Source organism: Flavobacterium sp., assembly GCF_034111225.1.
In the GTDB taxonomy this organism is placed as follows: Bacteria; Bacteroidota; Bacteroidia; order Flavobacteriales; family Flavobacteriaceae; genus Flavobacterium.
In genome coordinates, this window is the sequence record NZ_JAWUXR010000009.1 from 20,845 (window position 1) to 32,145 (window position 11,301).

An 11,301-nucleotide genomic window follows, 5' to 3' on the forward strand; every position below is an offset into this window, starting at 1 on the left:
ATTTGTAAGGGCATTTTTTTTATGAAGTAAATAATTATTCAACTGTTATTTCAAAAACTTTGTCCCAATTTTTACCTGTTACAAAAATAGTCTTAGTTTTAGGATTATAAGCTATCCCGTTTAATACATCAATATCGGGGTGTTTAGTAACTTTGTTTTTTAAATCACTTAAGTTAATGATGTTTTCAACGGCACCATTTTTTGGGTTTATAATGGCTATAGCGTCTCTTCCATAAACATTTGCCCATATTTTACCGTCAATCCACTCAAGCTCGTTTACGGCTTCAATCTTATTTGCATTGGTATAAATATTAATATAATCTACTTCTTCTAATGTTTCTGGATCTAAAATGTATATTTTTTCTGTTCCATTACTCATGTAAAGATATTTTCCATCGTTGGTTAAGCCCCAACCTTCCATATCTTTAAAATATTTAAATGTTTTTATTTTTTCAAAAGTATCTGCATTATACACATAACCTTCATTATTTTGATAGGTTAGTTGGTATACTTTGTTGTTTAAAATGGTTATTCCTTCACCAAAATATTGCGTAGGAAGTTCAACTTTTTTATAGACTTCGCCTGTTTTATAATTAGTTTTTCGTAAACTCGTTATTCCTCTTTTTCCTGTTCCGCTTCCAGCGCCATTTCCAGTTCCTTCAATTAAAGTATCTCTATAAAATTCAAATCCTTGTGTGTAAGCTGCAATATCGTGTGGATAGGTATTGATTATTTTATAGGTCAATAATTTTGGGGCATCTTGTGCAACCACAGTAAAGTTAGTTTCAACTTCAGCAATTTCATTTTCAAAATAGACTTTAGCTTTTATAAGATGCCAACCTAATTTTTCGTTTTCAAAACTATAGTGAAGTTTGTTGTTTGCAACACTCGTTCCAATAGATTTATTGTTCAAAACATAGTTTACTGAATCTATTTTCTTCTCTTTTTTGTTTTTAATTACAAAGTCTGCCGATTCATTTGGCTGATAAACTTGTTTTAAAACAGAAGTGTCAATAGAAAATAATTTATTTTTTTCGTTTTTATCGCCCTCACAAGAAGCGATTAATAAACTTAAAGTTATGATTGTTAATGACTTAATATATAACATGCTTTTTATAATTTGATAACACAATATACAACGAATTTTAAAAGAAACAATTGCCTTGCAAAAATATAAAATGTTTGTATATTTGCACCGGCAAGTCCTACACGACCAGCTCCTGCAGAATCCCCCAGGGTGGGAACGCAGCAAGGGTAAGCGGTTGTAGCGGTGCGATGTAGGTCGCTTGCCATTTTTTTAAAATATTTGATCTCCCTTAGTGGAGATTTTTTATTTTTACACCAATTCTTATTCTATGAAATTAAGTTTTCAAATTGTTCGTTTTAAGCTTAAAGAAACATTTTCAATTAGTTACGGAAGTTATTCTCATCGTGATGCACTTGTTGTGTCGTTATCTAAAAATGGTTCTACTGGTTATGGTGAATGTACTGCAATAGATTATTACGGAATTGATTTAGAAGTTTTCGTTTTAAAATTAGAATCAATTCAAGTTTTAATTGAAAAACAATCGATTTCTCACCCAATTGAATTTTATACATTTTTAGAAACTCTAAATTTGCATTCTTTTTTACGTTCAGCATTAGACTGTGCATATTGGGATTTATTTGGAAAACTAGAAAATAAGAGTTTTTTGGAACTCAATTCAATTTCATATCATAAATTACCAGAATCGTCTATAACTATAAGTATTGATTCATTGGAAAATCAATTGGAGAAAATTAAAAAGTCCGATTGGAATTATTTCAAAGTAAAATGCAGTCATTTTAATGAAAAAATGATTCATGAATACTTGCTTACCAATAAAAATATCGCTCTAGACGCCAATTGTAGTTTCAGTATTGAAAATTGTAAATTCCTTGAGGAACAATCCTTTTCTGAACAGGTTACTTATATTGAACAACCTTTGAAAATTGATAGTTATAAAATTCTAAATGCAAATAAATATCCAAATTGGATGGCCGATGAAGATTGCCAAGACGAAACTTCCATTTTAAAGTTAAATGATCATTACAGCACTTTAAATTTGAAATTGGTTAAAATTGGCGGATTAACACCTGCTTTGCAATTCATTGAAAAAGCAAAAGCAAATGATTTTAAAATTATGATAGGCTGTATGACCGAATCTACAATAGGAATTTCAGCTGGAGCAGTATTAACTCCTTTTGCAGACTATGTAGATTTAGACGGAGCAAATTTAATTTCAAATGATATTGCTACAGGGAATTTCATTGATAAAGGAAAAGTAATTCTTTCAGAAAAAGCAGGCTTAGGAATTTCTATTAAATAGTTTTATTAAGTCTTTAAAAGCTGTATTTTCGCATCATAATTTTTTTTTAATGAGTAAAGTAATATTTATAACGGGTGCTTCTTCTGGAATTGGAAAAGCAATTGGTGAGTTTTTACATCAAAAGAACTTTAAGGTTTACGGAACAAGTAGAAACCCAGAACGAGTTGAAAATTCAATATTTCCATTAGTCAAGCTAGATGTTCGTAATGTAGAGTCTATACAAATGGCTGTTGCTGAAATTTTATCAAAAGAAGATAGAATTGATGTTGTTATAAATAATGCTGGTGTTGGAATAACTGGTCCGTTAGAAGAAATTCCAACGGCTGAAATTAAAAATAACTTCGAAACAAATCTTTTTGGTCCTATTGAAGTAATGAAGGCGGTTTTACCTCAAATGCGCAAGCAAAAGAGCGGACTAATCATTAATATTACTTCAATTGCAGGCTATATGGGATTACCTTATAGAAGTGTTTATTCGGCATCAAAAGGAGCTTTGGAGTTAATAACTGAAGCTTTAAGTATGGAAGTAAAAGAATTTGGTATACACATTACAAATGTTGCACCAGGCGATTTTGCTACAAATATTGCTTCAGGAAGATACCATGCGCCACTTGTAAAAGGTTCAGATTATGAAAAATCATACGGAACTACTTTAAAAATGATGGATGAACATGTAGATGGCGGAAGTAATCCTAACGATATGGCGGAAGCTATTTTTAAAGTAATTAACGCTCAAAATCCTAAGATACATTATAAAGTAGGTGCGTTTATGCAAAAGTTTTCTATTATTTTAAAAAGAATTTTGCCAGATACTGTTTATGAAAAACTATTAATGAATCATTATAAACTTTAACTATAAATGAAAAAAGCACTTATTTTTTCTCTGTTTATTTTTACAAATTTATTTTTTGCTCAAGGAACCTTAAATGATACAATAAAAAAATCTAAAGTTATATTTGATTTTTCTGGCGGCCTCTCTAGTAGAATAGGTAGTGTTGAAAAAACAAATGACTTTATTTTAAATAATAAAATTAATGCTTCTAGAAACGGTTACTTTATTGAAGCTTCATTATTGACTCAGTTTGCTCCAAACTCAAATCATTATATGGGTATTAAGTATAATAATTTTTTTGATTACATTAATGAGAATAAACTATCCATTTCTTTTTATGGTTTGTCTTATATGTATAGTAGTAAATTTAAAACAAAAGATAATTTTAACATCGATTTATCAATAGGATATATAGCTTATCGTGATAAACAATATTTCTTTGATGACTATACTGTCAAAGGCGGTAATATAGGTGTAAGGACAAGTGTTTCTTATCTTTTGTATATAGCAAAAGGAGTATATTCTGGACCTAAATTAGGGCTTCAATTTGGAACCGTTAAAGATTTTACTGTTGAGAAAAACGGTAATACAACACAAAATTTAAATCTTAAAGGAGCCTCAGAAAGTGTGTCAAACTTTGATTTTGGTTTAGTTTTAAGAGTAAGTATCTAATTTGATTACTAATATTGATTTTGAAATTGTATTTTTGTAGAACAAACAACACACATAAACTTAAATAGAAGAAGATGAAATTTTTTATAGACACAGCTAATTTAGAGCAAATTAAAGAAGCGCAAGCTTTAGGAGTATTAGATGGAGTTACTACAAATCCATCATTAATGGCTAAAGAGGGTATTACGGGTAAAAATAATATCTTAAAACATTATGTTGATATCTGCAATATTGTAGATGGAGATGTAAGTGCTGAGGTTAATGCTATGGACCTTGAAGGGATGATTAGAGAAGGTGAGGAGTTGGCTGATTTACACGAGCAAATTGTTGTGAAATTACCAATGACCAAAGAAGGAATTAAAGCATGTAAATATTTTTCTGATAAAGGAGTAAAAACAAATGTAACCTTAATTTTTTCTGCAGGTCAAGCTTTATTAGCTGCTAAAGCAGGAGCAACATATTGTTCTCCATTCTTAGGAAGATTAGATGATGTATCTACAGATGGTTTAAACTTAATTGATGAAATACGTCAAATCTATGATAACTATGCTTTTGAAACTCAAATTTTAGCAGCATCTGTTCGTCATACAATGCATGTAGTAAATTGTGCTAAAATTGGTGCAGATGTAATGACTGGTCCGTTATCGTCTATCCTTGGGTTATTAAAACACCCATTAACAGATATTGGTATTGCTCAGTTTATTGCTGATTACGAAAAAGGAAATAAGTAATTTACTTTTACATATAAAAAAAGAGCGATTTCATTGAAATCGCTCTTTTTTTATTAAGTTTTTTTAGTTTAAATCCTTTTCGAAATTCACATCAAATAAGTTGGAAAACCCTTTTTTAATAGTTCCGTTTTTATTAAGAATTAGGGTTCTATGAATTTTTGTAATTACCCAAAGTTTTTTAATTTCTTCAAAATTGGTAGACTTTAATTCGTTAACATCATTTAAATTATTATTCTTTAATGCTTTTGTCCATTTTTCATTTGTGTCATCTACATTCACAGCAATGAAGTTAACTTCTGGATATTTCTTTTTAAACTCTTTAACACGTTTGTGGACTGATTTTAAATGTGAATCTGCATGAGATGTCCAAAAGAAAATTACTGTTTCTTTATTTAAAGTTAAGTTTTCTAGTAATACTGGATTTAAATTTTGATCAATTAATTGAACAGAAGGTAGTTTGTTGCCAATATTTAAATTCTTGACTGAATTGTATATTTCTGTAACTTCTTTTTGTTGTTCTTTGTCAGTAGATAATTTTAAATACTTATCAATAAATGTTTTATTGTTATACATGTTTTGATCTTCCAATAAATACATGTAAGCAATATTATTTAATACAGCATTTTTTGTTTTTTGATTCTTTATCAGTGTATCTGCAATACTTAGTTTTATAATGTTATTTTCTAGAGACATTTCGTCATAAGCTCCATTGTTCTTGTCATAAGAAACATTACTTAACATGATGTTTACATACTTTATAAAAGGAGAAAAATTTGTAAATTCACTATTGTTGTATTTTATCTTTTTTCTATAATCATAAAAATCTTTAGGAAGTAAAGTGGAAACATCATTGCCAGTTTTGTATTTATGGGCATACGGATATAATTCTTTTTTATAATAATGGTGAAAATCAATTCCTGCTTGCGCAACTACATCAAAACCTTCGCTCCAACCAATTTCTGTTTTTTTCTTTAAGTAATGAGCTTTTCTTATTCTGTAAGTAGAATCTATGTTTTTAATAAATGATTTAGCATCTCTATCTAATACTTCATATAAAGTAGATCTGTCTTGTTCGTTTTTTAAATATAAATCAATTAAAAAATTATTTTTTTCATCACCTCTTCCGCAAAATGCTATTGAATTATCAAAGTCTAAAGAATTTAAACGTACCATTACACTATCGTTTTTGTCAATATATATATATTGATATTCTGGTAAGTGTTTAAAAGTATATAAACCTGGAGTTAAGGAGTCAAACTTATGTAAAAAGCGATTGTTTTTATCTAAGAAAATAGTATCAATAACCTTATCGTCTTTTAAGAATAAAACGAAATTGTTTTGAGGGTTAATAATCTCACCACCAAAATAGGCTTCATAATTATCATTATCAAAACTCTTTTCACAAGAAGCTAACGATAAAAATAAAAGCGGTAGAGAATACAAAAAGTATTTTTTAATCATGTAGGTACATTTTTTCTATAACAAAAATATTAGTTTATTATGAGAGTGCTTGTTAATGGAGCGTTAAATTAATTGTTAATAATGAACCCAAAACTGCACTATTTTTTATATTTTTGCAACAATTTAAAAATAAATTCTAAATTAATGTTAACAGTTTCAAATTTATCTGTTCAGTTTGGTAAGCGAATTTTGTTTGATGAAGTAAATGTAACTTTTACTCAAGGAAATTGCTACGGAATAATTGGCGCAAATGGTGCAGGAAAATCAACTTTTTTAAAAATCCTTTCTGGAGAAATTGACCCTACTTCTGGTAGAGTTATATTAGAACCTGGAAAACGTATGTCGGTTTTAAATCAAAATCACAACATGTTTGATGAGCATACGGTATTAGATACTATTCTAATGGGTAATAAAGTCTTATATGCTGTTAAAACAGAAATGGATGCACTTTATTTAGACTATAAAGACGAAAATGCAGATAGAATTGGAGAGTTACAGCTTCAGTTTGACGAAATGAACGGTTGGAATGCAGAAAGTGATGCAGGTTCAATGTTATCAAACTTAGGTATTTCTTCTGACTTACATTATAATTTAATGGGAGATTTGGAAGGAAAAATGAAAGTACGTGTCTTATTAGCACAAGCTTTATTTGGTAATCCAGATGTTCTTATTATGGATGAGCCTACCAATGATTTGGATTTTGAAACAATATCTTGGTTAGAAAACTTCTTAGCAAATTATGAAAATACAGTTTTAGTAGTTTCGCATGACCGTCACTTCTTAGATTCAGTTTGTACGCATGTTTCGGATATAGACTTTAGTAAAATAAACCATTATTCAGGTAATTATACTTTTTGGTATGAATCAAGTCAATTAGCAGCAAAACAAAAAGCACAGCAAAATAAAAAAGCAGAAGAAAAGAAAGCTGAGCTTGAAGAATTCATACGTCGTTTTAGTGCCAATGTTGCTAAGTCTAAACAAGCAACGTCTCGTAAGAAAATGATTGAAAAATTAAATCTTGATGAAATTAAACCATCAAGTAGAAGATATCCAGCTATTATTTTCGAAACAGAAAGAGAAGCGGGTGACCAAATTTTAAATGTTGAAAATTTAAGTGCTAGTATAGAAGGAGAAACATTATTTAAAAATGTTGACCTTAATATGGCAAAAGGAGATAAAGTAGTTGTTTTTTCTAAAGATTCTCGTGCTACTACAGCTTTTTACGAAATTTTAAACAATAACTTAAAAGCAGATTCTGGAACTTTTGATTGGGGAATTACAACTAACCAGTCATATTTACCAAGTGATAATCATGATTTCTTTAAATCAGATTTAAACTTAGTAGATTGGTTACGTCAATTTGTAAAAACAGAAGAAGAGCGTGATGAGGTTTATGTTCGTGGATTCTTAGGTAAAATGATTTTCTCAGGTGAAGAAGCATTGAAAAAATGTAATGTTTTATCTGGAGGAGAAAAAGTACGTTGCATGTTGTCTAGAATGATGATGCAAAGAGCAAACGTATTAATGTTAGACGAACCAACAAATCATTTAGATTTGGAGTCTATTACTGCGTTTAATAACTCATTAAAAAACTTTAAGGGTTCTATCTTGTTTACAACACATGACCATGAGTTTGCACAAACATTGGCAAATAGAATAGTTGAGATTACCCCAAATGGTGTAATTGATAGATATACAACTTTTGATGAATATCTTGAGGATGATAAGATAAAAGAGTTAAGAAAGAAAATGTATACAGTGTAATACAAATAAAAAAATCCCTGCAATTGCAGGGATTTTTTTATTTATCTATTTGAGTGATTATTTACTCAAAGTTTTCATTTCCTTTTCAATCATATCATAGAACTGATCGATTTTAGGCATAATGATAATTTTTGTTCTTCTGTTCTTAGCTCTGTTTTCAGGAGAATCATTGCTCGCTAACGGCATATAAGAACTTCTTCCTGCAGGAATTAATTGTTTTGGGCTTACACCTAAATCAGATTGTAAAACTCTCACAATTGATGTAGCTCTTTTTACAGATAAATCCCAGTTGTCTAATAATATACCACCTTTGTAAGGTACATTGTCAGTGTGACTTTCAACCATACATTCAAAATCAGGCTTACTGTTAATTACTCTAGCAACTTTAGCTAAAACACCTTTAGCTTTATCGCTAACATCGTAACTTCCTGATTTAAATAATAAGTTGTCTGCAATAGAAATCATAATAACTCCTTTTTCAACATTAATGTTAATGTCTGGATCATCCATACCAACATCTTTCTTCAAGCTAGTAACTAAAGCAAAAGTTACACTGTCTTTTTTAGTTAAAGCATCTTGTAGTCTTGAAATTCTAAGGTCTTTTTCTTTAAGACTTTCTAATGATTTTTCAAGGTTCTCAGCACCTTTTGTAGTAAGAGTAGTTAAATTACCCATGTTGTTGATTAAATCAGAATTGTTCTTTTTTAAGAAATCAATTTGATTAGCTAAAGCTTCTCTTTCTGTCAAACATGTGTTCAGTTTTACTGTTGCACTGTTTAATAAATCTTGAGTAGTTTTTTGTTTCGCTTCTAAATCTGTGAACTTCTTTTTAGAAACACATGACGTCATCGAAAGCGATAGCACTAAAAGGGAAAGGATGATTTTTTTCATAAAAGCTAAATTATTATTTTAAACAAAATTACTTACAAGATTCGTGCCTAAAAAATATAAAAACATAAACTATTGTTAAATTATTTCGTTAAAAATCACTCTTTTTTTTATAAAGTATTGAACAATAATTGATTTCGTTTTAAAATAATTTTTATTTTGAACATCATTTCTTTTTTTAAGAAAATAAAATAAACATGTATAGAAGTAAAAATGTGCTTTTAATATAGAAAGTATGTGCTTAAAATTGCCTTGAAATAAAAAACGAAAACTTGCAATACCATCAAAACAAAGCCTTAAAAACAAAATAGGAAGTAATTTGTTTTTAGGAAGGTTTTTAGTCAACATCCATAAGGAATTTCTAAAATTCAAAAAAGTTTTTTGTGGACTTCCAACATTTAATGTTGCACCACCAACATGATAGACCAATGATTTATGGTTGTAAATTGTTTTATATCCTTCATTAAAAGCTCTCCAGCATAAATCAATTTCTTCTTGATGTGCAAAAAAATCTTCATCAAAACCATTTAACTTCTTAAAGACTTCCTTTCTAATGAAAAAACAAGCGCCACTTGCCCAAAATATTTCAGTAGTATCGTTATATTGATTGTTGTCTTTTTCTATTGATTCAAAAATTCTACCTCTACAAAACGGGTATCCGTATTTATCAATAAAACCGCCAGCTGCGCCAGCATATTCAAAACATTCTTTATTGTTATACGCTAAAATTTTAGGTTGAATAATAGCAACAGTATAATCATTATCAAAAGTTGAAAGTATAGGTTGCAACCAATTTTCAGTTACTTCAATATCTGAATTGACTAATGCATAATAAGGTTCTTCAATTTCTTTAAGTGCATAATTATAACCTTTGGCAAAGCCAAAGTTTTCAGTGTTTTGAATAATTTTAATTGAAGGGAATTCATTTTGAATAACTTCAATAGATTGATCAGTAGATGCATTATCAGCTACATAAACAGTTGCCTCATCAGAAAATTTAATAATTGAAGGTAAAAACTCTCTTAAAAGTTTTTCTCCATTCCAATTTAAGATGACAACAGCTATTTTTTTCATTATGATGTTAGTTCTTGATGCTAATTTCAGGTAACGCTTTCAAAAACGAATATTTTTCATTTTCAAAATCCATTTCGCAAAAGTAATGATTTAGTCCATTTGTAACCATTAAATATTGAGCATTTAAAGATAAATTATAACGTGCAATTTGATCAAAAGTCTTTTGGTCAATCTTAACTTCTGGCGCTTTACACTCAATTAAGAGAAAAATAGAGCCGTCAGAATTGTACACGACAATATCGTAACGTTTATTCATTCCGTTCACTTTAACTGTTTTCTCAACGTTTATTAACGATTTCGGATATTTTTTTTCGTCTAGTAAAAATTCAACTACATGTTGTCTAACCCATTCTTCTGGAGTAAGAAGAATAAATTTTTTTCTAATAGGATCAAAAATAGACACTTTATTTTCACTATTTTTGAACCGAAAGGAATAATCGCTAAAATTCAATTTTTGCATAACTCAAAATTACTCAAAAATTGTAAACTGCCAACTTATTTCTGAAAACTGAATACTAAATAATGGACGAAGTAATTCAAATTACAAAAGATATAAAATCTGGAAATATTAAGCCTATCTATTTTTTTATGGGTGAGGAGCCTTATTATATAGATAAGTTAACTGAATTCATTGAAGATAATGTGTTACAGGAACATGAGCGCGACTTTAATCAAACCATTATTTATGGAAGAGACGCAAGTATCGAGGACATAGTTTCTACTGCAAAGCGTTTTCCAATGATGGCAGACCGACAAGTAGTTATTGTAAAAGAAGCTCAGGATTTAGTTAAAACAATTGATAAACTAGAATCTTATATTGAAAATCCTCAACCTACAACAGTTTTAGTTTTTGCATATAAATATAAAACGTTAGATAAAAGAAAAAAAGTAACCAAGTTACTTGCAAAAAATGCTGTTTTATTTGAAAGTAAAAAACTATACGAAAATCAAGTAGGGGACTGGATTAAAAGAACATTATCTGGTAAAGGTTACAGTATTGAACCAAAAGCAGCTGCAATGTTGGTTGAGTTTTTAGGATCTGATTTATCAAAAATAAGTAACGAATTAGATAAATTAAAAATCATTCTTCCAAAAGGACATACATTTTCACCCCAAGATGTTGAAGAAAACATAGGAATTAGTAAAGATTATAACAACTTTGAATTACGTAAAGCTATTGGAGAAAAAGACCAATTGAAAGCGTATAAAATTGCTGAATATTTTTCACAAAATCCTAAAGACAACCCTATAGTGTTAACTACAGGAATGGTTTTTGGCTTCTTTTCTCAACTCTTGCAATATCATGGTTTAAAAGATAAATCGAAACAAAATGTCGCTTCAGTTTTAAAAGTAAATCCATTTTTTGTAAAAGATTATGAAGTTGCTTTTAGAAATTATCCAATGAAAAAAGTAAGTATAATAATTGCTGTTTTAAGAGATATTGATGTTAAAAGTAAAGGTGTTGGTTCAAACTCTATTCCACAAAGAGATTTATTAAATGAAATGTTAGTTAAGCTTTTTAGTTAATTAT

General features: G+C 29.0%; 11 protein-coding genes and 1 other RNA gene. 7 read left to right on the top strand and 5 right to left on the bottom strand.

Annotation, left to right across the window (positions count from 1 at the left end; translation table 11 throughout):
- Positions 1–34: 34 nt before the first annotated feature.
- Complete coding sequence (locus UXY25_RS04780) at positions 35–1,108, bottom strand: glutaminyl-peptide cyclotransferase (RefSeq protein WP_320814861.1); 1,074 nt, start codon at positions 1,106–1,108, stop codon at positions 35–37.
- Between the two features lie 88 nt (positions 1,109–1,196).
- Between UXY25_RS04780 and ffs the strand changes: the two genes are divergently transcribed.
- From ffs to fsa, 5 genes are all read left to right on the top strand, one after another.
- An RNA gene (gene ffs / locus UXY25_RS04785) (signal recognition particle sRNA small type) lies at positions 1,197–1,295 on the top strand.
- A 60-nt stretch (positions 1,296–1,355) separates the two neighbouring features.
- Entirely contained in the window at positions 1,356–2,348 is a 993-nt protein-coding gene (locus UXY25_RS04790) for an enolase C-terminal domain-like protein (RefSeq protein ID WP_320814862.1), read from the top strand.
- A gap of 49 nt (positions 2,349–2,397) precedes the next feature.
- Complete coding sequence (locus tag UXY25_RS04795; protein ID WP_320814863.1) at positions 2,398–3,201, top strand: SDR family oxidoreductase; 804 nt, start codon at positions 2,398–2,400, stop codon at positions 3,199–3,201.
- Positions 3,202–3,207: 6 nt separating this feature from the next.
- Positions 3,208–3,852 carry a hypothetical protein gene (locus UXY25_RS04800; RefSeq protein ID WP_320814864.1) on the top strand — a complete coding sequence of 215 codons (645 nt, stop codon included), beginning with the start codon at positions 3,208–3,210 and terminating at the stop codon, positions 3,850–3,852.
- A gap of 74 nt (positions 3,853–3,926) precedes the next feature.
- Positions 3,927–4,583, top strand: a complete 657-nt coding sequence (gene fsa, locus UXY25_RS04805) for a fructose-6-phosphate aldolase (protein WP_320814865.1) — start codon at positions 3,927–3,929, stop codon at positions 4,581–4,583.
- 63 nt (positions 4,584–4,646) lie between these two features.
- Here fsa and UXY25_RS04810 read toward each other — a convergent pair whose 3' ends face one another.
- Positions 4,647–6,044, bottom strand: a complete 1,398-nt coding sequence (locus UXY25_RS04810) for a thioredoxin family protein (RefSeq protein ID WP_320814866.1) — start codon at positions 6,042–6,044, stop codon at positions 4,647–4,649.
- A 144-nt stretch (positions 6,045–6,188) separates the two neighbouring features.
- Here UXY25_RS04810 and UXY25_RS04815 point away from each other — a divergent pair, with 144 nt between their 5' ends.
- The gene (locus tag UXY25_RS04815) at positions 6,189–7,808 is read left to right on the top strand and encodes an ABC-F family ATP-binding cassette domain-containing protein (protein WP_320814867.1); all 1,620 of its coding nucleotides are present in this window, start codon (positions 6,189–6,191) and stop codon (positions 7,806–7,808) included.
- A 57-nt stretch (positions 7,809–7,865) separates the two neighbouring features.
- Here UXY25_RS04815 and UXY25_RS04820 read toward each other — a convergent pair whose 3' ends face one another.
- The 3 genes from UXY25_RS04820 to UXY25_RS04830 all read right to left on the bottom strand — a co-directional run bounded on the left by UXY25_RS04820 (position 7,866) and on the right by UXY25_RS04830 (position 10,230).
- Complete coding sequence (locus UXY25_RS04820; RefSeq protein ID WP_320814868.1) at positions 7,866–8,699, bottom strand: flagellar motor protein MotB; 834 nt, start codon at positions 8,697–8,699, stop codon at positions 7,866–7,868.
- 75 nt (positions 8,700–8,774) lie between these two features.
- Complete coding sequence (locus tag UXY25_RS04825; RefSeq protein WP_320814869.1) at positions 8,775–9,770, bottom strand: glycosyltransferase family 2 protein; 996 nt, start codon at positions 9,768–9,770, stop codon at positions 8,775–8,777.
- 7 nt (positions 9,771–9,777) lie between these two features.
- The gene (locus tag UXY25_RS04830; RefSeq protein ID WP_320814870.1) at positions 9,778–10,230 is read right to left on the bottom strand and encodes a type I restriction enzyme HsdR N-terminal domain-containing protein; all 453 of its coding nucleotides are present in this window, start codon (positions 10,228–10,230) and stop codon (positions 9,778–9,780) included.
- Positions 10,231–10,292: 62 nt separating this feature from the next.
- Between UXY25_RS04830 and holA the strand changes: the two genes are divergently transcribed.
- Positions 10,293–11,297 carry a DNA polymerase III subunit delta gene (gene holA, locus UXY25_RS04835; protein WP_320814871.1) on the top strand — a complete coding sequence of 335 codons (1,005 nt, stop codon included), beginning with the start codon at positions 10,293–10,295 and terminating at the stop codon, positions 11,295–11,297.
- The last annotated feature ends 4 nt before the right edge of the window (positions 11,298–11,301 follow it).

Coding starts and splice junctions, on each gene's coding strand:
- UXY25_RS04780 (WP_320814861.1), bottom strand. CDS start 1,108: ATGTTATATATTAAGTCATTAACAATCATAACTTTAAGTTTATTAATC.
- UXY25_RS04790 (WP_320814862.1), top strand. CDS start 1,356: ATGAAATTAAGTTTTCAAATTGTTCGTTTTAAGCTTAAAGAAACATTT.
- UXY25_RS04795 (WP_320814863.1), top strand. CDS start 2,398: ATGAGTAAAGTAATATTTATAACGGGTGCTTCTTCTGGAATTGGAAAA.
- UXY25_RS04800 (WP_320814864.1), top strand. CDS start 3,208: ATGAAAAAAGCACTTATTTTTTCTCTGTTTATTTTTACAAATTTATTT.
- fsa (WP_320814865.1), top strand. CDS start 3,927: ATGAAATTTTTTATAGACACAGCTAATTTAGAGCAAATTAAAGAAGCG.
- UXY25_RS04810 (WP_320814866.1), bottom strand. CDS start 6,044: ATGATTAAAAAATACTTTTTGTATTCTCTACCGCTTTTATTTTTATCG.
- UXY25_RS04815 (WP_320814867.1), top strand. CDS start 6,189: ATGTTAACAGTTTCAAATTTATCTGTTCAGTTTGGTAAGCGAATTTTG.
- UXY25_RS04820 (WP_320814868.1), bottom strand. CDS start 8,699: ATGAAAAAAATCATCCTTTCCCTTTTAGTGCTATCGCTTTCGATGACG.
- UXY25_RS04825 (WP_320814869.1), bottom strand. CDS start 9,770: ATGAAAAAAATAGCTGTTGTCATCTTAAATTGGAATGGAGAAAAACTT.
- UXY25_RS04830 (WP_320814870.1), bottom strand. CDS start 10,230: ATGCAAAAATTGAATTTTAGCGATTATTCCTTTCGGTTCAAAAATAGT.
- holA (WP_320814871.1), top strand. CDS start 10,293: ATGGACGAAGTAATTCAAATTACAAAAGATATAAAATCTGGAAATATT.